Genomic DNA, 21,226 nt, shown 5'->3' with positions numbered 1-21,226 from the left:
CCGGACAGCACCCCCTGCGCGTCCCCCTTCGACCGACTGCTGCACGGCTGTGGCAGTCATTCCACACCGGGTCGCCGGACAAGCCCGTCCTGGAGGCACCCTGGGGGCACCCCAGCGGTAGCCGGGGGAGGCAACTGGGGGAGTTTGAGGACGTTCACACCGCTCAAGTGCACAGAGGGCGGCAACGCCGGGCCCGGGCAGCATCCCCTGCACGGCCCCCTCCGTTCACTGAACAAGGTCCGGCACCGGCACCTTCGCCGTGACGCGGAAGACGTCCGGGGCCGCGCGGCCCGCTTCGAGTGTGCCGTCCAGGGCTGCCAGGCGTTCGCGTAGGCCCGTGAGGCCCGAGCCGGACGGACCCGAGCGGGTTGCGTCGGCGCCGTCGTTCTCGACCACCAGGGCCGCGTGCGTGTCCGTCACCGAGAAGCGGACCTCGCACCGGCGCGCATCCCCGTGCCGGAGCGCGTTCGTCGTCGCCTCGCGGACGACCCAGGCCAGGGCCGACTGGATGTTCGGCGGCAGGGACGAGGCATCGCCGGAGTCCACCTCGCAGTTGATGCCGGCCGCCTCCAACACGCCCCGGGCGCCGTCCAGTTCCACCCTCAGGTCGGCCTCGCGGTAGCCGCGCACCACGTCCCGTACCTCGCGCTGGGACTCCCGCGCGATCCGCTGCACCTCGATCATCTGCTCCACGGCCTCGGGGCGTTCCCGCCGGGCGAGTTGCACGGCGAGTTCGCTCTTGAGGGCGATCACGGCCAGGTTCCGGCCCAGTACGTCGTGCAGGTCGCGGCCGAACCGCAGTCGCTCCTCCGCGACCGCCAGTCGCGCCTGTACGTCCCGGGCCTCGTCGAGCTGGCACATCACGCCCAGCGTCCAGGCCCCGGGCCGTGAGGTGCCGAGGGCCATGAGGCAGCCACCGGCCATCGTCGGCAGCAGGACGACCAGGGTGGTGCCGTCCGCTCCCGCCGCGGCCAGCGCGGCGATCGCGGCCGCGGTGATGCCCGCGTACACGGCCGCGTACACCCGTATCCGTACGGCCATGCAGTACGGCAGGGCGAAGGGCATCGGGAGGAAGAGCACCCCCAGGACGGCCGTGGGGTCCTGGATGCCGTCCACTGCCACCAGAGCGGCGACGGCCACCAGGGCGAGCCCCATCAGTACCGCCGAGACGGTCAGCCGGCGCACCGGAAACGGCGCCCGGCCCAGATAGTGGTCCAGCGACTCACCGAGGGCGCGCCGGGTGACCACGCACTGGACGATCCAGATGAGGGTCAGCGTCCCGGCCAGGGCGAGGGGGAGGGGGCGGTGTTCCACATCGGTCAGCGGCAGGACGCCCCAGCCCAGGCACAGGAACCAGGGGAGGGCGTAGTACGTGAAGCGCGTGTAGAGCTCGACCTTCTCGATCTTGCTTCGCCGCTGCCAGCTGCGTATCGGTCCCAGCACTCTTCATCCGTTTCCGCTCAGCGCCGCGGCTCCCAGCGGAACCACCTGCGTACAGCAAACACCGTGATCAGAGCCCAGGCCAGGCCTACCGCGAGGTGCTTGAGGCTCTCGCCCGCGTCCGCGCCGCCGGTCCAGCCGTCGCGTATGAGCGCGACCACGGGTGACATGGGCAGCAGCTCCAGAGCCGAGGCGAGCCGGTCCGGGAACAGCTCCAGCGGGGCGACCACCCCGGAGCCCAGCGCCGACACCAGGACCAGCGGCAGCACGGTGAGCTGCGCGGTCTCCGAGGTGCGGGTGAGGCCCGAGGACGCGGCGGCCAGTGCCACGACGAGCGTCATGCCGAGCACCACGCCGGCGATCATCAGTAGCGGACTGGCGGGCGCGGGCGCGTCCAGGGCCAGGGCGCCGCCGACCGCCAGCAGCACGCACTGGGCGAGTCCGGTGACCACGGCGGGCAGCGCGGTTCCGGCGAGGATCTCCAGGTCGGACAGCTCTCCGGTACGCAGCCGCTTGAGCACCAGCTCCTCGCGGCGGGCCACATACGCGCCGGTGAGGGTCGAGTACACGGCGAAGAGCAGCACCAGCACGATGGAGCCGGGCAGCAGCACGGTCGCGGCGGTCAGCCCGGCGGCTTCGAGATCCATCTCCCGCACCGCGGTGCTGAAGCTGAAGGTCATCAGCGCGGGCAGGGCCAGCGCTGTGAACAGCGCCGTCCTGTTGCGTCCGAGCAGCGTCAGTTCGGCGCGTCCGAGGGCGGTCATGCGTGCCAGGGCGGTCATGCGGTCTGCTCCTTCTCTTCCTTCGCGATCTCCAGGAACGCCTCCTCCAGCGACGCCGACCGCACATCCAGGCCGCGCAGCTCCACTCCGGCCCGCTGGGCCCACAACAGCAGCCCGGTGGCCGACTCTTGCAGAGCGTTCGTCCGCAGGCGTACGGTCCGGCCGACCGACTCGTGGTCGGTGACGCCGAGTTGTCCGAGCGGGGGAAGATCGCCGAGGTGGTAGCCGTCCGGCAGGTCGAAGGAGATCCGCGCGGGCCGTCCGGCGACCACGTCCGCCACCCGGCCCTCGGCCGCGATGCGGCCCTGGTGCAGGATCGCCAGCCGGTCGGCGAGCTGCTCGGCCTCCTCCAGATAGTGCGTGGTGAGCAGCACGGTGGTGCCGGAGTCGCGCAGTTCGCGCACCAGCTTCCAGGTTTCGCGGCGTCCTTCGGCGTCGAGTCCGGTCGTCGGCTCGTCGAGGAAGAGCACCTCGGGCCGGCCGAGCAGGGCGAGCGCCAGGTCCAGGCGCCGTTTCTCGCCGCCGGAGAGCAGCTTCACGCGGGTGCCGGCCCGGCCCGTGAGCCCCACCAGCTCCAGGGCCTCGCCGACCGGACGCGCCCCACTGGTGCACCCGGCCCACATGCGGACGGTCTCGGTGACGGTGAGGTCGGAGGGGAAGCCGCCTTCCTGGAGCATTACTCCGATCCGCGGACGTACGGCGGCCCGTTCGCGGTACGGGTCGTGCCCCAGCACCCGTACCGCGCCCCCGCCAGGCGGGGCGAGGCCCTCGAGGAGCTCGACGGTGGAGGTCTTGCCGGCGCCGTTCGTTCCGAGCAGGGCGAAGAGTTCGCCGGGTGCCACGGAGAAGGAGATTCCGCGGACGGCCTCGAAGCCGCCCCGGTAGGTGCGCCGCAGCCCCTCGGCTTCGATCACATCGGTCATGGATCCAGCGTTCCGCCGTCGCGGACGGAAGGTCAGTGCGTGCTGTCATCGCTGCTGATGACATTTGTCATCAGCGGTGACGGCAATGAAAAAGGCCCTGGTCTTTCGACCAGGGCCTTCACTTGAGCGGACGACGAGATTCGAACTCGCGACCCTCACCTTGGCAAGGTGATGCTCTACCAACTGAGCCACGTCCGCATTTTTGCCCCGACCGGCTTTCACCGGGCGGTGCGAACACCACTGTACCTGATCCATCGGAGTGGTTGGTACCTGATGCGGAGCGGGTGACAGGAATCGCACACTGCGCCTTCCCCCTGGAAGGGGGATGTTCTACTACTGAACTACACCCGCACGCTCCGTGGGTTTCGGCTTTTCGGCCTCGCCCCTCGGCGTGATCCAGACTCTAGCTGATCATTGGGGGGGTAGCGCAAGTCCATGATCGCTGGAGAGTTTCTGCAGGCTCAATGCCCCAGCGGCGCGGGCCGGCCGGGCGGCTCCACGGTCCGGCAGGCGCCGGGTGGCGCGGCAGCGGCCGGCAGGGCCCGGCGGCTCGGTGGGTGTGGCCCGGCGGGCCGGGCGGGCGTTCAGCGGTCGGCCGCCCCCGGGGTCCGGGGGTGGGGGCAGCGGGCGGCTCAGTGGGCGGCGTTGAAGGCCTCGAAGACCTTCTTCGGGATCCGGCCACGTGTGGGCACGTCCATCTGGTGCGAGCGGGCCCAGGCGCGGACGGCCGCCGGGTCCGGGGCCAGGGAGGTGTGCCGGTAGGCCTTGCCGGAGTGTGACGCCTGGGACGACTTCTTGCGGCCGGCTGCGACGTACGGGGCAAGCGCCTCGCGCAGTTTCATTGCATTGGCGTCATTGAGGTCGATCTCGTACGACTTCCCGTCGAGGCCGAACATGACCGTTTCCGCCGCCTCTCCGCCGTCGATGTCGTCGAAGAGCGTGACCACTACGCGCTGAGCCACGGATATCGGTCCTTTCCTGCGGTATCGCGGCTCTGACGTGCGGCGACACCGGCCTTCCGGCTGATTTGCAGCAATCCCATTTCCCTCGGGATTCCCTGGGGATTCCTTTGTACAGCGGGAGGCATTGCATTGTGAAGTCCTGGCAATTGCCTCAGCGTGTCCCACCGTAATCCAGCCGGGGGATTTTTTCCCGGGATTTTTCCGGGGCTTGGTGGGCCTGCCGGGGGCCGATACTGCAACGTGATCGGGCACCCTGCATATCTACGCGAGTAGATTTTTCGGGCGGGTACGCTGAAGGAACCGCCTTACGCACCACACCAACGGGAGTGCCAGTGGCACGCGTCGTAGTCGACGTCATGCTCAAGCCGGAGATCCTCGACCCGCAGGGACAGGCCGTGCAGCGTGCGCTGCCCCGTCTCGGCTTCGACGGGATCGCGGACGTCCGCCAGGGAAAGCGTTTCGAGCTCGAGGTCGCGGGGCCCGTCGATGACGCCGCCCTCGCCCGCATCCACGAGATGGCCGAAACCTTCCTCGCCAACACCGTCATCGAGGACTTCACCGTGAAGGTCGAGGAGTCCAAGTGACCACTCGTATCGGAGTCGTCACGTTCCCGGGTACGCTCGACGACCGGGACAGTCTTCGAGCCGTCCGCATCGCGGGCGCCGAGCCGGTCTCGCTGTGGCACCGCGACAAGGACCTCAAGCAGGTCGACGCGGTCGTACTGGCCGGAGGCTTCTCCTACGGCGACTATCTGCGCGCCGGTGCCATCTCCCGCTTCTCGCCGGTGATGGAGACGATCATCGACCAGGCCAAGGCGGGTATGCCGGTCCTCGGTATCTGCAACGGCTTCCAGGTCCTCACCGAGGCCCATCTGCTGCCCGGTGCGATGCTGCGCAACAACCACCTGCACTTCATCTGCCGCGACCAGAGGCTGCGCGTGGAGACGGACAAGACGGCCTGGACCGCCGACTACACCGCCGGCCAGGAGATCCAGATCCCGCTCAAGAACATGGACGGCCGTTACGTCGCCGACGAGCGGACCCTGGACATGCTGGAGGCCGAGGGCCGGGTCGCGTTCCGCTACCTGGCCCGCGGCGAGGCCGCTGATGGATACGGCAACCCCAACGGCTCGCTCCGCGACATCGCCGGTATCACCAACGAGGCCGGCAACGTCGTCGGCCTGATGCCGCACCCCGAGCACGCCGTCGAGCCGCTCGTCGGCACGGGCCGCACCGACGGCCTCGGATTCTTCACCTCGATCTTGAAGAAGCTGGTCAACGCCTGATGACTCTGGACACCGTCAAGCACGCAACCGAGACGCCGGATGTCGAGCAGCCCTGGGCCGAGCTGGGCCTGAAGCAGGACGAGTACGACCGCATCCGGGAGATCCTCGGCCGCCGCCCGACCGGCGCCGAGCTCGCCATGTACTCCGTCATGTGGTCCGAGCACTGCTCCTACAAGAGCAGCAAGGTCCACCTGAAGCAGTTCGGCGAGAAGGCCCCCGAGAACGATGCCCTCCTCGTCGGCATCGGCGAGAACGCCGGTGTCGTCGACGTCGGCCAGGGCTACGCGGTCACCTTCAAGGTCGAGTCGCACAACCACCCGTCGTACATCGAGCCCTACCAGGGCGCCGCCACCGGCGTCGGCGGCATCGTCCGCGACATCCTCGCCATGGGTGCCCGCCCGGTCGCCGTCATGGACCCGCTGCGCTTCGGCGCCGCGGACCACCCCGACACCAAGCGCGTCCTGCCGGGCGTCGTCGCGGGCATCGGCGGCTACGGCAACTGCCTGGGCCTGCCCAACATCGGCGGCGAGGTCGTCTTCGACTCCTGCTACCAGGGCAACCCGCTGGTCAACGCCCTGTGCGTGGGTGTCATGAAGCACGAGGACATCCACCTGGCCAAGGCCTCCGGCCCCGGCAACAAGGTCATCCTCTACGGCGCCCGCACCGGCGGCGACGGCATCGGCGGTGTCTCGGTCCTGGCGTCCGAGACCTTCGACGACACGAAGCCGACGAAGCGCCCCGCCGTCCAGGTCGGTGACCCCTTCCAGGAGAAGCTCCTCATCGAGTGCACGCTCGAGGTCTTCAAGGAGAAGCTGGTCGCCGGCATCCAGGACCTCGGCGGCGCCGGTCTGTCCTGTGCCACCTCCGAGCTGGCCTCCGCCGGCTCCGGCGGTATGCGTATCGAGCTGGACACCGTTCCGCTGCGCGACGCGACGCTCTCGCCCGAGGAGATCCTCATGAGCGAGTCGCAGGAACGCATGTGCGCGATCGTCGAGCCGCAGCACGTCGACCGCTTCATGGAGATCTGCGAGAAGTGGGACGTCATCGCCACCGTCATCGGTGAGGTGACCGACGGCGAGCGCCTGGAGATCTTCTGGCACGGCGAGCAGATCGTGGACGTGCCCCCGGGCACCGTCGCCCACGAGGGCCCGACGTACCACCGCCCGTACGCCCGTCCGGACTGGCAGGACGCCCTGCAGGCCGACGACGCCGGCAAGCTGCCCCGCCCGCAGAACGCGGACGAGTTGCGCGAGCAGGTCCTCAAGCTGGTCGCCCACCCGAACCAGGCCTCCAAGTCCTGGATCACCGACCAGTACGACCGCTTCGTGCAGGGCAACACGATCCTGGCCCAGCCTGAGGACTCCGGCATGGTCCGTATCGACGAGGAGACCAACCTCGGTGTGGCCGTGGCGACCGACGGCAACGGACGGTACGCCAAGCTCGACCCGTACACCGGTGCCCAGCTGGCGCTGGCCGAGGCGTACCGCAACGTCGCCGCCTCCGGCGCCAAGCCGCTCGCCATCTCCGACTGCCTGAACTTCGGCTCGCCCGAGGACCCGGCCGTCATGTGGCAGTTCGCCGAGGCCACCCGTGGTCTCGCGGACGGCTGCCAGGTGCTCGGCACCCCGGTCACCGGCGGCAACGTCTCGCTCTACAACCAGACCGGCGACATCGCCATCCACCCGACCCCGGTGGTGGCCGTCCTCGGTGTGATCGACGACGTCACCCGCCGTACGCCGATCGCCTTCAAGGAAGAGGGCCAGCTCCTCTACCTGCTCGGCGACACCCGCGAGGAGTTCGGCGGCTCCGCCTGGTCCGAGGTCGTCCACAACCACCTCGGCGGTCTGCCGCCCAAGGTCGACCTGGACCGCGAGAAGCTGCTCGGCGAGATCCTGATCTCCGCCTCCCGCGACGGCATGATCGACGCGGCGCACGACCTGTCGGACGGCGGTCTGATCCAGGCGGTCACCGAGTCCTGCCTGCGTGGCGGCAAGGGTGCCCGGCTGGTGGTGCCGGACGGGCTCGACACCTTCACCTTCCTCTTCTCCGAGTCCGCGGGCCGCGCCGTCGTCGCGGTCCCGCGCAGCGAGGAGGTCCGCTTCAACGACATGTGCGGTGCGCGCGGCCTGCCCGCCACCCGCATCGGTGTCGTGGACGGCGAGTCGGTCGAGGTGCAGGGTGAGTTCGGCATCCCGCTGAGCGAGCTCCGCGACGCGCACGAGGCAGCCATCCCGGCGCTGCTCGCCTGATACGCGACGGACGTGTGGCCCCGTTTCCCCGGTGGGGGAGCGGGGCCACCGGCCGTTGCGCTCAACTGCCCCAGAAGGCGTTCTTCTCGTCGACGTCCTGGGTGCACTCGACGATGTCGGTCATCTTCCCCTCGACGACCGTGATGAAGAATCCCTCGTGGATCTCGATCCCGCGGTCGCCGTGGTCGCCGAAGCTCTTGTGGACGGTCATGACGTGGCCGCGGCCGTCGGTGAGCACGTTCTCGAGCTCGACCCGCATGGTGTCGTCCGTCAGCTCGCCGGTCTCCCGGTACAGGTTCAGGACGGCCGCCCTGCCGGTGTGATGTCCGGAGAGCGTGTTGTTCCCGGGCACGTGGTGCACGACGTCGTCCGTCATGAGGGAGCCGACGGTGTCGAGATCACCCTTGCCGAAAGCCTCGTAGGCCCGGCGTACCAGGGCGCAGTCGGGGTGCTCAGCCATAGCGGATCACGCCTCTCTTCCCTTCACGTCCCTTGTTCATCATCGGTCGGGCTCCGGGGCCCTGCCAGGCGGAGCCGGTGGGCCCGGCCGAATCCCGATGTGCCCGAAGACGGGTCGAACACAATGCGCTCGCCCCCGCGTCATGGGAGCTCCGGACCGTGGTGGGCGGGGCAGCCCTCTTCGCCGTGATCACGCTGGTGGCCCGGTCGGCCGCCGCGTCCGGCGGGAACTCGCCCTGGAGGCCGCCGGCCCCGCCCGGTACCCGCTGCCCCCCGCGGGCTGCGGCGAAGCCGGGCTCCCCTCGTGATCGCGTCGCTGCTGCCGGCGGTGGCGGTCTTCGCGGGCTGGCGCGGAGCGGCGGCCGGCAACGAGCAGGCAGAGAAGGCCCGAGCCGCGTGGGAGCGTGCCGCGGCGCAGGCCGAGAACGGCCCGCTTGGAGGGCGGGATGTCTGCCCAGGACTTCGCCACGCAGACCCTGACGGCGACCGTCACGACGGCCCTGGTGGGGCCCGTCATGGGACGGTACGACGTAGGTACTGGCCGGCCTGTGGGCCGCGACCGCACTGCTGCTGTTCTGATTCGGCAGGCCTAGGCTCGGGTCATGCCAGCTGCCAGGAAGCGCACCCGCAGGTATGACTCCGCCAAGATCAGGGCCGCGGTGCTCGCCCAGTTCGAGCATGTACGCGCGGCCGTCCTGACCCTGACGCCGGAACAGCTCGCACTGCCCACCAGGCTCGGGGGCTGGACCGTCCGCGATCTCGCCACCCATCTCACCGTGGCCGTCGAGAGCATCAGCCGGAACATCGACCGGCCCGAGCCGCCGAAGCAGGAAGTCACCCTGATGGAGTGGCCGTTCGCGACCGCGGCGGTCGCCGGGAAGGTCCGTGACGACACCAGGAAGATCGCCGCCGAATGGGAGCTCGACGAGCTGTACACCCGGGTCGCCGCCCGGATCGCCGAGCGGCTGCCCGCCACCCCGGACCAGCGGCTGATCCAGGCCCGCGTCGGCGCCATGCCCCTCGGCGACTTCCTGGTCACCCGCACGGTGGAGCTCGTCGTCCACACCGACGACCTGAACGCCGCGACCGGCCTGGACATCCCCTTCGACCGCCAGGCGCTCGCCGCCTGCACCCGGCTGCTGGCCGACGCCCTCGCCGTGAAGGCGCCCGGCGGCGCCGTCGAGGTCCGTATCCCGCCGTACGCCGTGGTCCAGTGCGTCGAGGGACCCCGGCACACCCGCGGCACCCCGCCCAATGTCGTCGAGACCGACCCGCTGACCTGGATCCGGCTCGCCACGGGCCGTACGGAATGGGCCGCGGCCCTCGACGAGGCCCGGGTCAGCGCGAGCGGGGAGCGGGCCGATCTGTCCGGGCTGCTTCCGGTGATGACCTAGCCAGTGCTGTGACCGGAAAGGTTCACCGGCTCGCGACCCTCCCCCAGCTACCGCTGGGAGGTGCCCCCAAGCACGGCACTTCTCCCCCGTAGCCCTTCGGGCACGGGAGGTGCCCCCATCGTTGTCGAATCGCGCGAGTACGGCCGAGTACGAGCTGCGATGCTCCGCCTTGCGACGCACCGCACCTGGGGGCACCTCTGGGGGCACCCTGGGGGCACCCCCAGCGGTAGCTGGGGGAGGTAGCTGGGGGAGGTAGCTGGGGGAGCCGCGAGCTTCCCGGGCCACAGCACCAGTGCCCCTCCCGGCAACGTTTGTCCCGTCGCGACGCTCCCCCAGGGGGTGCCCCAGGGTGCCCCCGGGGTGCCCCCCTGCCCCTCACCGCGGCGAACGGCAAGGGGCTGGGTGCGAGCGCTGCTCAGGCGGGATAGGGCAGCTCACACAGCGTGTACGCACGGTTCGGCCGGCGTCCCGAGTCCCCGGGCGCCGGAATGAACAGTTCCGCCCGCAATATGCCTTACGCACCTACCGGAGCCCGCGGAGTGCGTCACATATGAGGTTCCTCAATTCGGACCAGTGGTCGATCTCGCCTACACTCGGTACCGTGCCACGTGGTGACGGACGACTCAACCACGACCTGCTCCCCGGCGAGAAGGGCCCCCAGGACGCTTGCGGCGTCTTCGGTGTCTGGGCTCCGGGTGAAGAGGTCGCCAAGCTCACGTACTTCGGGCTTTACGCCCTCCAACATCGAGGCCAGGAATCCGCGGGAATCGCGGTCAGCAACGGCTCTCAGATCCTCGTCTTCAAGGACATGGGCCTGGTTTCCCAGGTCTTCGACGAGACCTCGCTCGGTTCCCTCAAGGGCCACATCGCGGTCGGACATGCCCGCTACTCCACCACCGGAGCCTCGGTGTGGGAGAACGCGCAGCCGACGTTCCGTGCCACCGCGCACGGTTCCATCGCCCTCGGCCACAACGGCAACCTGGTGAACACCGCCCAGCTCGCCGCGATGGTCGCGGAGCTGCCGAAGGAGAACGGCCGCGCCACCCAGGTCGCCGCCACCAATGACACCGATCTGGTCACGGCCCTGCTGGCCGGCCAGACCGACGATGACGGCAAGCCGCTCACCGTGGAGCAGGCCGCCGCGAAGGTTCTCCCCGAGGTCCGGGGCGCCTTCTCCCTCGTCTTCATGGACGAGCACACGCTGTACGCCGCCCGCGACCCGCAGGGCATCCGCCCGCTGGTGCTGGGCCGGCTGGAGCGCGGCTGGGTGGTCGCCTCCGAGACCGCCGCCCTCGACATCGTCGGCGCCAGCTTCGTCCGCGAGGTCGAGCCGGGCGAGATGATCGCCATCGACGAGAACGGCATCCGCACTTCCCGATTCGCGGAAGCGAAGCCCAAGGGCTGTGTCTTCGAGTACGTCTACCTGGCGCGCCCCGACACCGACATCGCGGGCCGGAACGTCTACCTCTCCCGTGTGGAGATGGGCCGCAAGCTCGCCGGGGAGGCCCCGGTCGACGCCGACCTGGTGATAGCGACGCCCGAGTCCGGCACCCCGGCCGCGGTCGGCTACGCCGAGGCCAGTGGCATTCCCTACGGCTCGGGCCTGGTCAAGAACGCCTACGTCGGCCGGACCTTCATCCAGCCGTCCCAGACCATCCGCCAGCTGGGTATCCGCCTCAAGCTGAACCCGCTCAAGGAAGTCATCAAGGGCAAGCGCCTGGTCGTCGTCGACGACTCGATCGTCCGCGGCAACACCCAGCGCGCCCTGGTCAAGATGCTCCGCGAGGCCGGCGCCGCCGAGGTCCACATCCGGATCTCCTCGCCGCCGGTGAAGTGGCCGTGCTTCTTCGGCATCGACTTCGCCACCCGCGCCGAGCTGATCGCCAATGGCATGTCGGTCGAGGAGATCGGCAAGTCGCTGGGCGCGGACTCGCTCGCGTACATCTCCCTCGACGCCATGATCGAGGCGACCACCATCGCCAAGCCGAACCTCTGCCGGGCCTGCTTCGACGGCGAGTACCCGATGGAGCTGCCGGACCCCGAGCTGCTCGGCAAGCAGCTGCTGGAGACCGAGCTGGCGGGCGGTTCGGATGCCGCCGACGCGCTCCGTCGCCCGTAAGACCCTGCAGCAACGCAGTTACGACACGAAAGTTCTCAACCCCTCATGTCTGAGACTCAAGGTGCCTCCTACGCGTCCGCGGGCGTCGACATCGAAGCGGGCGACCGCGCCGTCGAGCTGATGAAGGAGTGGGTGAAGAAGACGCAGCGCCCCGAGGTCCTCGGCGGCCTCGGCGGTTTCGCCGGTCTCTTCGACGCCTCCGCCCTCAAGCGCTACGAGCGCCCGCTGCTCGCCTCCGCGACCGACGGCGTCGGTACGAAGGTCGACATCGCCCGCCAGATGGGCGTGTACGACACCATCGGCCACGACCTGGTCGCCATGGTCATGGACGACATCGTCGTCTGCGGTGCCGAACCGCTGTTCATGACCGACTACATCTGTGTCGGCAAGGTCCACCCCGAGCGGGTCGCCGCCATCGTCAAGGGCATCGCCGAGGGCTGTGTCCTGGCCGGCTGCGCCCTCGTCGGCGGCGAGACCGCGGAGCACCCCGGCCTGCTGGGCCCGGACGACTTCGACGTCGCGGGCGCCGGTACGGGCGTGGTGGAGGCCGACCGGCTGCTGGGCCCGGACCGTATCCGTAAGGGGGACGTGGTCATCGCGATGGCCTCGTCCGGTCTTCACTCGAACGGGTACTCGCTGGTCCGGCATGTGGTCTTCGACCGGGCCGGGATGAGCCTGGACCAGCAGGTCGAGGAGTTCGGCCGCACCCTCGGCGAGGAGCTGCTGGAGCCCACCAAGATCTACTCGCTGGACTGCCTGGCGCTCACCCGTACGGCCGAGGTCCACGCGTTCTCGCACATCACCGGTGGCGGTCTGGCCGCCAACCTGGCCCGGGTCATTCCGGACCACCTGCACGCCACCGTCGACCGCTCCACCTGGACCCCGGGTGCAGTCTTCGACCTGGTCGGCAGGGCCGGCGACGTCGAGCGGCTGGAGCTGGAGAAGACCCTCAACATGGGCGTCGGCATGATGGCCGTCGTTCCGGAGGAGTCGGTGGACGTGGCGCTGACGACCCTGGCCGACCGTGGCGTGGACGCCTGGGTGGCCGGCGAGCTCACCGAGCGCGGCGAGCACAGCACGGGTGCGGAGCTGACCGGCGACTACGCGGCCTGATCCCGCTCCGGGCCCGGCTCTGGGGGCCGGGCCCCAGGCTCCGGCCCGCTCGGGTGAACGCACAGAAACCCGGCCCGGGGCGGCAGGCCCCGGACCGGGCGGTGTGCTCAAAGTGAGGTCAAGCGCACATCAAGCGCCACGACGATGCGAGGAGTGGTCGGACTCGTCGTCCTCGTCCTCGTCCTCGTCGTTGTACATCTCCGCGTAGCGGGCGTACGGGTCGTCCTCCTCGTCGTCATCGAACGGCTCGCCGTTCGGCGGCTGGCTCGAGATCGGACTCGAAGTCGATGCGCCCAGCTCGCTGGCCAGACGCGACAGGTCAGTCCCGCCGCTGTTGTACTTCAGCTGGCGGGCGACCTTCGTCTGCTTGGCCTTGGCCCGGCCGCGCCCCATGGCTCGACCCCCTCGGTGACGGGGCTCGACGGCCCCAGAGTCTTGACACGCGTTCATGAATCGGAACGGACTCTCCTCGGAGAGACCGTGTCCGTAGGGCTTCAACGGTACCTGCTTCCGCGGCCATACGGTACGCCGCCCGTAGGACGCGCCAGCCGGCCGACCTGCGGGACGCCCCGTACCCGCTGGTCAGCTGCGAGTTTAACCCTTTTCCGGGCCCGACCCGCCGACGGCGTGAGTCTTCTCTCGCCGTCGGCCGGTCGGACGTGTCAAGCGTCAGTGACCGCGGGCCTCCGCCATGCGCTGCTCGGCGATCCGGTCGGCCGCCGCGGCCGGCGGAATACCGTCCGTCTTCGCACGTGCGAATATTTCCAGCGTGGTGTCGAAGATCTTCGTGGCCTTCGCCTTGCACCGGTCGAAGTCGAAGCCGTGCAGCTCGTCGGCCACCTGGATCACGCCGCCGGCGTTCACCACGTAGTCAGGCGCGTAGAGGATGCCGCGGTCGGCCAGGTCCTTCTCGATGCCCGCGTGGGCGAGCTGGTTGTTGGCCGCGCCGCACACGATCCTCGCGGTGAGCGCCGGCACGGTGTCGTCGTTCAGAGCGCCGCCCATCGCGCACGGGGCGTAGATGTCCAGGCCCCCGGTCCGGATCAGCGCGTCGGTGTCCGCGGCGACGGTGACCTGCGGGTGCTTGTCGGTGATCCGGCGCACGGACTCTTCCCGTACATCCGTGATCACGACCTGGGCACCGTCCTCGAGCAGGTGCTCGACCAGGTAGTGGCCGACCTTGCCGACACCCGCGACGCCGACCTTGCGGTCGCGCAGGGTCGGGTCGCCCCACAGGTGCTGCGCCGCGGCGCGCATGCCCTGGAAGACGCCGAAGGCGGTGAGGACGGAGGAGTCGCCGGCGCCGCCGTTCTCGGGGGAGCGGCCGGTGACCCACTTGCACTCGCGGGCGATGACGTCCATGTCGGCGACGTACGTGCCGACGTCGCAGGCCGTCACGTAACGGCCGCCGAGCGAAGCCACCATGCGGCCGTAGGCCAGCAGCAGCTCTTCGGTCTTGATCTTCTCGGGGTCACCGATGATCACGGCCTTGCCGCCGCCGAGGCCGAGACCGGCCATGGCGTTCTTGTACGACATACCGCGGGAGAGGTTGAGCGCGTCGGCTACGGCCTCCACCTCGCTGGCGTACGGGTAGAAGCGGGTGCCGCCGAGGGCCGGGCCCAGGGCGGTGGAGTGGATGGCGATGACGGCCTTCAGTCCGGAAGTGCGGTCCTGGCACAGCACTACTTGCTCATGGCCTCCCTGCTCCGACTGGAACAGGGTGTGCAGGACGCCGTCGGTCACATCGGTCACGGTGGTGACTCCCAAGTACGAAGCGGCGGACGGGGGCGGTCTTGTGGGTGGAGACCGCCTTTTCGGCAAGAGAGTAAGTCCTACGCGGGCGTAGATCCGAGCGCGTGCGAAGGATCACCCTCTCCCGGGTTACGAATGTCCACGACGTGGGACGATGAACCGCATGGCCGCGTCAGTCCCGGTGATCGTTCCCTACACGTCCTATCTGCGCGTGTACGAGCCGCTGGCCGCCTTTCCGGAGCCCGAGCGCGGCCACTGGGCGCGCTACGCGGAGCTGCACGCACGGAGCGGCCGTGCCCCCACCGCCCAGGACGAACTCCGGCGCGCCCTGGCGGACTTGCTGCCGACCCCACCGGTGGTGGTGCCCGTGCACGAGAGCGCCGACGCCTTCGTCGCCGAGCTGGACGGTGTCGTGTGCGTATGCCCTTGGCGCACCCGGCTGCGCGGCTGGCAGGCCCTGGAGCGGCTGACGGACGAGTTCCCGCCGGCGGTGCTGGACGCGCTGCTCCCGCCGGTGGTGCGCAGGCAGGCGGCGGACGACTACGAGCGTTGGCGGGAGCGGAATCCCGATGCGCGGCCCTGGATCCTGACGTCGCTCTGGCATGCCCCTGTGAGCTGGTTCACAGTCTTCGCGGACGAAGAGCGGGAGTATGTCGGGGCGGAGGGTGGTGCGCCGCCCGTTCTCCGCTACCGCACCCCGATGGCGCAGGCGCGCCGGCGGCTGGCGCGGGCCCTGAGGACGCTGCGTGAGCGCATCGGCGAGGGGGCGCTCACCGAGGGGCTGGTGGACGTCGGCCGATGGCTGGAGGAGTTCCATCCGCGCTCGCTGGTCGAGCTGGACTACGGCGGCCTGGTCCACGTCCTGCCGGAGGAGCTGCTGACGGCGGACCGGTCGGCCGCGGACGTGGCCGAGGGCCTCGCGGCACTGCGGGCCGACGACGAGGCGGGGTCGGCGGAGGCGTACACGCGCTTCACGGAGCGCTGGCGGCCCGTGAGGGCCCGGCGGTACGCGAACTGAGAACCGGTCAGGTCCTTGGTCCAGGACATAGGTCCCGATACGGGCCTTTGGGCCAAGCGTGACGGACAGCACTAAACCTTACCTTGCGCCTATCCCATGCCCTCGTGCCAAAATAGGACAAGGAGTCCGGGAGGGGTTCCTTCCGTCCAAGTGTGGGCGGAATGGTCGGCATTGCACTCTATGGGGGGTCTGGTGGCTCCTGATCGCTCTGTGACTGATCGTCACTGTGACGTGACTGTCCGCTATGACATGGTCCATCGGCTTCCGCCGCTGATGAACACCTGAGAGGGCAATTCCATCGGTTTGGCCGACGTGGCTGGACGGATGGTGTAGTTGTAGTGCCGAGGACAAGCCGTTCGTCCTATAACCGACTCGGCTCGCGTCTGCCATTTCGGGCAACGCGGGTCAAGGTGCAGAATTTAGAGGAAAGAACCGAGAAGGTTCGGTTCTCCCGAGGAGGCCGCTCATGACCGCTCGCACCCCTGATGCCGAGCCGCTGCTGACCCCGGCTGAGGTTGCCACGATGTTCCGCGTGGACCCGAAGACGGTCACCCGCTGGGCGAAGGCGGGCAAGCTCACGTCCATCCGCACGCTGGGTGGGCACCGCCGGTACCGCGAGGCAGAGGTCCGTGCACTGCTGGCGGGTATTCCGCAGCAGCGCAGCGAGGCCTGAACGACTGAAACACCCCCGAAGAACCGGGCTTTGACGGGTCCCCCAACCCGGACCGCCCACCCTTAGCTCCACACGACAGTGCCTGCCCCAACAGGTCGGTCGTCGATCGCGCTGGACTCCGCCGAGTCCGGCGCGATCTTTTTTGGCGTCCGGGCAATGCGCGTGAGGGTGGTGCAATTGCACATATTAAATTGACTTGCTGTAAGGGGGGCGTAAGAACGGTAGTTCTGGAAACTCGTTGAGTGACTCCCGTCACACGGATTCTGAAGGGCTTTCGTCGTCCGCGGGTTCACTCTCGTCGGTGGCCGGCTCCGTGGCCGTCTCGGTCTCGGTGCCCGAGTCCATTGCGAGGCGCAGTAACTGATGGCAGATCGGACAATGCCGGGTGAGGTGCCCGTACCCGGCCGCGGCCGAGAGATGGGCGCGCAGCAGTGCCCGCGTCTCGTGCCTCGTGGACGCCCCCATGCGGCCACCTCCCGGCGTACGCTCCGGTTTCCTTGCTCACTGGGGTACCGGTGGCAGATGACGCCGTCAAGACGCGAGAAGGCCCGGAACCTTGCGAAGCCCGGTCTGCGAGCCACAGCCCGCGCCCTCCAGGGGGTGCGGGCTGTGGCTCGGCTGCACGGCTGTGCCGTGGGCGCGGTTTCCGGGTGGTCCGGCTCCGGCGGTGGTGGAGCCGGTGTTCGTTCCGGTTGCGGGCTCCGGCTTCACTGCGGTCCTGACGGGATTTGCTGTGTCCGATCGCGGCTGCTCACCCAGCCTTCGGCCGGGGGGACCCCAGGGCGCGGCCTCCGGGTGGCCTGGCCCCGACAGCAGCGGAGCCCGCATCCGAGGGGATGCGGGCTCCGACTTCACTGCGGTCCTGACGGGATTTGAACCCGCGGCCTCCACCTTGACAGGGTGGCGAGCACTCCAAACTGCTCCACAGGACCAGGTTTCGCCGCCGCTTTCTCACCGGCGGCTGCGAGAGAGACTGTACAGCAGGTCAGAGGCTCTGGTCGAACTCACTCAAGGCGACGCCGCCATTACGGCACGGCGGCGTCGATCGCCTTCACGATCCGCTTGTCCGAGACCGGGTACGCCGTGCCCAGCGCATGGGCGAAGTAGCTCACCCGCAGCTCCTCGATCATCCAGCGGATGTCCAGCACCTCCTGCGGCACCGGCCGGCCCTTCGGCAGCTGCTCCAGCAGCCAGGCGTACTCGTCCTGCATCTCGTGGACCTTCTCCATGCGGGTGGTGTCCCGCTGGACGGCCGTCGGCATCTGCTGCAGGCGCCGGTCCACGGCCACCAGATAGCGCATCAGGTCGGGCAGCCTGCGCAGCCCCGTCGCGGTCACGAAGCCGGCCGGTACGAGGGCGTTCAGCTGCGTCCGTACGTCCTGGAGGTTGGCCAGCAGTGCCGGGCTCGAGGCGGCCTTCAGACGGCGCTCACAGGCCTGCCAGGCGGCCAGGATCTGCTGGACCTGGCCGACCGTCCTGACGGTCGCGTCCACCAGGTCCGCGCGGACCTTGTCGTACAGCTTGCGGAACGACTCCTCGTCCCACGCCGGGCCGCCGTGGTCGGCGATCAGCTTGTCCGCCGCGGCCATGGCGCAGTCGTCGAACAGCGCCTGGACGGAGCCGTGCGGATTCGCGGACAGGGCGAGCTTCGCCTGGTTGCCGAGCTTCTCCGAGGCGAACTTCGCCGGATTGACCGGGATGTTCAGCAGGATCAGCCTGCGGGTGCCCCGCCACATCGCCTGCTGTTGCTCCGCCTCGGTGTCGAAAAGCCGTACGGAGACCGTGTCGCCCGCGTCGACCAGCGCCGGGTACGCCTTGACCGGCTGGCCGGCGTATGGGCCCCTCCTGCCCGATGGCGGGCAAGGAGGGAGTGTCTCGAAGACGCGGGTGAGCGAGCCGATCGTCCAGTCCTTCAGGCCCGTGCGCTCTATGCCCTCGCCACCCGAGGACCCGCCGCCGGTGGCGGCCGCGGCGGCCTTGGAGAGGGCCTGACGGGTCTTCGGCTTCAGCTTCAGCCGCAGGGCCTCCAGATCCTTGTCCTCGGCCAGCTTGCGGCGCCGCTCGTCGACGATCCGGAACGTGATCTTGAGGTGGTCGGGGACCTTGGCGAGGTCGAAGTCGGCCGCGTCCACGGGTACGCCGACCATCCGCTTCAGCTCACGCGCGAGCGTGACCGGCAGCGGCTCCTGCAGAGGCTGTGCCTGATTGCGCTCCTCCGGGGACGACGCCCGGGCCAGGAAGCGCTTGGCGTAGTTCGGCGCCGGCACGTAGTTGCGACGGATCGGCTTCGGCAGGGAACGGATCAGCTCCGTCACCAGGTCCTCGCGCAGGCCCGGGATCTGCCAGTCGAAGCCCTCGTCCGTGACCTGGTTGAGCACCTGCAGCGGGATGTGGACGGTCACACCGTCCGCGTCCGCGCCCGGCTCGAACTGGTACGTCACCCTGAACTTGAGCCGGCCCTGCCGCCACGAGTCCGGGTAGTCGTCCTTGGTGACCGACTCCGCCGTCTCGCGGATGAGCATCGACCGCTCGAAGTCGAGGAGTTCGGGCTCCTCGTGGCGCTTGTGCTTCCACCACGAGTCGAAGTGCGCGCCGGACACGACGTGCTCGGGCACCCGCTGGTCGTAGAAGTCGAAGAGGGTCTCGTCGTCGACGAGGATGTCGCGGCGCCGCGCCCGGTGTTCCAGCTCCTCGACCTCACCGAGGAGCTTGCGGTTGTCGGCGAAGAACTTGTGGTGCGTACGCCAGTCGCCCTCGACCAGTGCGTTGCGAATGAAAAGTTCGCGGCTGATCTCCGGATCGATCCGCCCGTAGTTCACCTTCCGCTGGGCGACGATCGGCACGCCGTACAGCGTGACCTTCTCGTATGCCATCACGGCCGCCTGGTCCTTCTCCCAGTGCGGCTCGCTGTAGGTGCGCTTGATCAGGTGCTGGGCGAGCGGCTCGATCCACTCGGGCTCGACCTTCGCGTTGACCCGCGCCCAGAGGCGGGAGGTCTCCACCAGCTCCGCCGACATGACCCAGCGCGGCGGCTTCTTGAACAGCGCCGAGCCCGGGAACACCGCGAACTTCGCGCTGCGCGCGCCCAGGTACTCGTTCTTGTCGGTGTCCTTGAGTCCGATGTGCGACAGCAGACCGGCGAGGAGCGAGGTGTGGACGTGCTGCTCCGGCGCATCGGTACCCGCCGAGGGCTCCTCGAGGTGCATGCCCATCTGCTTGGCGACCGTGCGCAGTTGGGTGTAGATGTCCTGCCACTCCCGGATGCGCAGGAAGTTCAGGTACTCCTGCTTGCACATCCGGCGGAAGGCGGACGACGACAGAGCCTTCTGCTGCTCGCGGATGTAGCGCCACAGATTGAGGAAGGCGAGGAAGTCGCTCGTCTCGTCCTTGAACCGGGCGTGCTGCTGGTCGGCCTGCTGCTGCTTGTCCGAGGGGCGCTCGCGCGGATCCTGGATCGACAGCGCGGCCGCGATCACCATCACCTCGCGGACGCAGCCGTTGCGGTCGGCCTCGACGACCATGCGCGCCAGCCGCGGGTCCACGGGCAGCTGCGCCAGCTTCCGGCCCATCTGCGTGAGGCGCTTCTTGGGGTCCTTCTGCGCCGGATCGAGCGCGCCGAGCTCCTGGAGCAGCTGCACACCGTCGCGGATGTTGCGGTGATCCGGCGGGTCGATGAACGGGAACTTCTCGATGTCGCCGAGGCCGGCCGCGGTCATCTGCAGGATGACGGACGCCAGGTTCGTACGGAGAATCTCCGCGTCCGTGAACTCCGGACGGCCGTTGAAGTCGTCCTCCGAGAACAGCCGGATGCAGATGCCGTCCGAGGTACGGCCGCAGCGGCCCTTGCGCTGGTTCGCGCTGGCCTGCGAGATCCGCTCGATCGGCAGCCGCTGCACCTTGGTGCGGTGGCTGTAGCGGGAGATGCGGGCCATGCCCGGGTCGATCACGTACTTGATGCCCGGCACGGTGAGCGACGTCTCGGCGACGTTTGTCGCCAGGACGATCCGCCGGCCGGTGTGCTGCTGGAAGACCCGGTGCTGCTCGGCGTGCGACAGCCGCGCATACAGCGGCAGCACCTCGGTGAACCGAAGCTTCTTCTTGATCAGCGCGTCCGCGGTGTCGCGGATCTCCCGCTCACCGGAGAGGAAGACCAGGATGTCGCCCGGCCCCTCCTTCTGGAGCTCGTCGACGGCGTCACAGATCGCGGTGATCTGGTCGCGGTCGGACTCCTCGGAGTCCTCCTCCAGCAGCGGCCGGTACCGCACCTCCACCGGATACGTACGGCCGCTGACCTCGACGATCGGCGCGTCGCCGAAGTGGCGGGAGAAGCGCTCGGGATCGATGGTCGCGGAGGTGATCACGACCTTGAGGTCGGGCCGCCGGGGCAGCAGCTGCGCCAGGTAGCCCAACAGGAAGTCGATGTTGAGGCTCCGCTCATGGGCCTCGTCGATGATGATCGTGTCGTACGCGCGCAGCTCGCGGTCCGTCTGGATCTCCGCGAGCAGGATGCCGTCCGTCATGAGCTTCACGAAGGTGGCGTCCTGGTTCACCTGGTCGGTGAACCGGACCTTCCAGCCGACTGTCTCGCCGATCGGCGACTTCAGCTCCTCCGCGATGCGCTCGGCGACCGTACGGGCGGCGATCCGGCGCGGCTGGGTGTGCCCGATCAGGCCGCGTACGCCCCGGCCCAGCTCCATGCAGATCTTCGGGATCTGCGTCGTCTTGCCGGACCCGGTCTCGCCCGCGACGATCACCACTTGGTGGTCGCGTATCGCCTCGGCGATCTCGTCCTTCTTCTGGCTGACCGGCAGCGACTCGGGGTACGAGACCTCGGGCCTGCGCGCGGCCCGCAGCGCGAGCCGCTCCGCGGCCTTCCCGGCCTCGGCCGCGATCTCGTCCAGCACGGCCTGCCGGGCCTCGGGCTTACGGATACGGCGAACCCCGTCGAGGCGGCGCCCGAGCCGGTGCGCGTCGCGGAGGGAGACCTCTTCGAGGAGGGCCTGGAGGTCGGCGAAGGAAGTAGACATACCGCGACCCAGGATCGCACCCGCCGCGCA

Annotated in this window: 17 protein-coding genes and 3 tRNA genes; 8 read left to right on the top strand and 12 right to left on the bottom strand. The window is 69.3% G+C overall.

The window, feature by feature from the left end; all coding sequences use genetic code 11:
• Positions 1-225 precede the first annotated feature (225 nt).
• From ABD858_RS15735 to ABD858_RS15710, 6 genes are all read right to left on the bottom strand, one after another.
• Positions 226-1,443: a sensor histidine kinase gene (locus tag ABD858_RS15735; protein WP_345037848.1), complete on the bottom strand. Its 1,218-nt coding sequence runs from the start codon at positions 1,441-1,443 to the stop codon at positions 226-228.
• Between the two features lie 17 nt (positions 1,444-1,460).
• Positions 1,461-2,222 (bottom strand): ABC transporter permease, encoded by a 762-nt coding sequence (locus ABD858_RS15730; protein WP_345037846.1) that lies wholly within the window; start codon positions 2,220-2,222, stop codon positions 1,461-1,463.
• Entirely contained in the window at positions 2,219-3,145 is a 927-nt protein-coding gene (locus ABD858_RS15725) for an ABC transporter ATP-binding protein (protein ID WP_345037844.1), read from the bottom strand. The genes ABD858_RS15730 and ABD858_RS15725 overlap by 4 nt, the downstream gene beginning before the upstream one ends.
• A gap of 125 nt (positions 3,146-3,270) precedes the next feature.
• Positions 3,271-3,343: transfer RNA gene (locus ABD858_RS15720), tRNA-Gly, on the bottom strand.
• A gap of 81 nt (positions 3,344-3,424) precedes the next feature.
• A tRNA-Gly gene (locus ABD858_RS15715) sits at positions 3,425-3,496 on the bottom strand.
• A 281-nt stretch (positions 3,497-3,777) separates the two neighbouring features.
• Positions 3,778-4,107 carry a histone-like nucleoid-structuring protein Lsr2 gene (locus tag ABD858_RS15710; protein WP_345037842.1) on the bottom strand — a complete coding sequence of 110 codons (330 nt, stop codon included), beginning with the start codon at positions 4,105-4,107 and terminating at the stop codon, positions 3,778-3,780.
• Between the two features lie 332 nt (positions 4,108-4,439).
• Here ABD858_RS15710 and purS point away from each other — a divergent pair, with 332 nt between their 5' ends.
• Genes purS through purL form a run of 3 tightly spaced genes read left to right on the top strand, consistent with a single transcriptional unit; the run spans position 4,440 to position 7,641 of the window.
• Positions 4,440-4,691, top strand: a complete 252-nt coding sequence (purS, locus tag ABD858_RS15705; protein ID WP_345037840.1) for a phosphoribosylformylglycinamidine synthase subunit PurS — start codon at positions 4,440-4,442, stop codon at positions 4,689-4,691.
• Positions 4,688-5,392 (top strand): phosphoribosylformylglycinamidine synthase subunit PurQ, encoded by a 705-nt coding sequence (gene purQ / locus ABD858_RS15700; protein ID WP_345037837.1) that lies wholly within the window; start codon positions 4,688-4,690, stop codon positions 5,390-5,392. Before purS ends, purQ begins: the two co-directional genes overlap by 4 nt.
• The gene (gene purL / locus ABD858_RS15695; protein WP_345037835.1) at positions 5,392-7,641 is read left to right on the top strand and encodes a phosphoribosylformylglycinamidine synthase subunit PurL; all 2,250 of its coding nucleotides are present in this window, start codon (positions 5,392-5,394) and stop codon (positions 7,639-7,641) included. The genes purQ and purL overlap by 1 nt, the downstream gene beginning before the upstream one ends.
• 61 nt (positions 7,642-7,702) lie before the next feature.
• Here the strand turns inward: purL and ABD858_RS15690 are convergent, their stop codons facing one another.
• On the bottom strand, positions 7,703-8,101 hold the full coding sequence (locus tag ABD858_RS15690) for a nuclear transport factor 2 family protein (protein WP_345037833.1): 399 nt from the start codon (positions 8,099-8,101) through the stop codon (positions 7,703-7,705).
• A gap of 601 nt (positions 8,102-8,702) precedes the next feature.
• Here ABD858_RS15690 and ABD858_RS15685 point away from each other — a divergent pair.
• From ABD858_RS15685 to purM, 3 genes are all read left to right on the top strand, one after another.
• Positions 8,703-9,494 carry a maleylpyruvate isomerase family mycothiol-dependent enzyme gene (locus tag ABD858_RS15685; protein WP_345037831.1) on the top strand — a complete coding sequence of 264 codons (792 nt, stop codon included), beginning with the start codon at positions 8,703-8,705 and terminating at the stop codon, positions 9,492-9,494.
• A 601-nt stretch (positions 9,495-10,095) separates the two neighbouring features.
• On the top strand, positions 10,096-11,613 hold the full coding sequence (purF, locus tag ABD858_RS15680) for an amidophosphoribosyltransferase (RefSeq protein ID WP_345037829.1): 1,518 nt from the start codon (positions 10,096-10,098) through the stop codon (positions 11,611-11,613).
• A gap of 45 nt (positions 11,614-11,658) precedes the next feature.
• Positions 11,659-12,726 (top strand): phosphoribosylformylglycinamidine cyclo-ligase, encoded by a 1,068-nt coding sequence (gene purM / locus ABD858_RS15675; RefSeq protein WP_345037827.1) that lies wholly within the window; start codon positions 11,659-11,661, stop codon positions 12,724-12,726.
• 129 nt (positions 12,727-12,855) lie between these two features.
• On the opposite strand, the gene ABD858_RS15670 is transcribed toward purM, so the two are convergent.
• Entirely contained in the window at positions 12,856-13,119 is a 264-nt protein-coding gene (locus tag ABD858_RS15670) for a DUF3073 domain-containing protein (RefSeq protein ID WP_345037825.1), read from the bottom strand.
• A 276-nt stretch (positions 13,120-13,395) separates the two neighbouring features.
• Positions 13,396-14,478: a Leu/Phe/Val dehydrogenase gene (locus ABD858_RS15665; RefSeq protein WP_345037822.1), complete on the bottom strand. Its 1,083-nt coding sequence runs from the start codon at positions 14,476-14,478 to the stop codon at positions 13,396-13,398.
• 163 nt (positions 14,479-14,641) lie between these two features.
• On the opposite strand from ABD858_RS15665, the gene ABD858_RS15660 reads away from it, so the two are divergent.
• Both ABD858_RS15660 and bldC read left to right on the top strand, forming a co-directional pair.
• Complete coding sequence (locus tag ABD858_RS15660) at positions 14,642-15,496, top strand: DUF8083 family protein (RefSeq protein ID WP_345037820.1); 855 nt, start codon at positions 14,642-14,644, stop codon at positions 15,494-15,496.
• 466 nt (positions 15,497-15,962) lie between these two features.
• The gene (gene bldC, locus ABD858_RS15655; RefSeq protein WP_003949541.1) at positions 15,963-16,169 is read left to right on the top strand and encodes a developmental transcriptional regulator BldC; all 207 of its coding nucleotides are present in this window, start codon (positions 15,963-15,965) and stop codon (positions 16,167-16,169) included.
• A gap of 252 nt (positions 16,170-16,421) precedes the next feature.
• Here bldC and ABD858_RS15650 read toward each other — a convergent pair whose 3' ends face one another.
• The 3 genes from ABD858_RS15650 to hrpA form a co-directional block, all read right to left on the bottom strand.
• Positions 16,422-16,634: a DUF6274 family protein gene (locus ABD858_RS15650; protein ID WP_345037816.1), complete on the bottom strand. Its 213-nt coding sequence runs from the start codon at positions 16,632-16,634 to the stop codon at positions 16,422-16,424.
• 392 nt (positions 16,635-17,026) lie between these two features.
• Positions 17,027-17,101, bottom strand: a tRNA-Asp gene (locus tag ABD858_RS15645).
• A 93-nt stretch (positions 17,102-17,194) separates the two neighbouring features.
• Positions 17,195-21,196, bottom strand: a complete 4,002-nt coding sequence (hrpA, locus tag ABD858_RS15640) for an ATP-dependent RNA helicase HrpA (RefSeq protein ID WP_345037814.1) — start codon at positions 21,194-21,196, stop codon at positions 17,195-17,197.
• Between the last annotated feature and the right edge of the window lie 30 nt (positions 21,197-21,226).

The sequence above is a fragment of the Streptomyces sannanensis genome, from assembly GCF_039536205.1.
Lineage (GTDB): Bacteria > Actinomycetota > Actinomycetes > Streptomycetales > Streptomycetaceae > Streptomyces > Streptomyces sannanensis.
The sequence above is the reverse complement of the archived record's forward strand: the minus strand, read 5'-3'. Positions and strand labels throughout refer to the sequence as shown.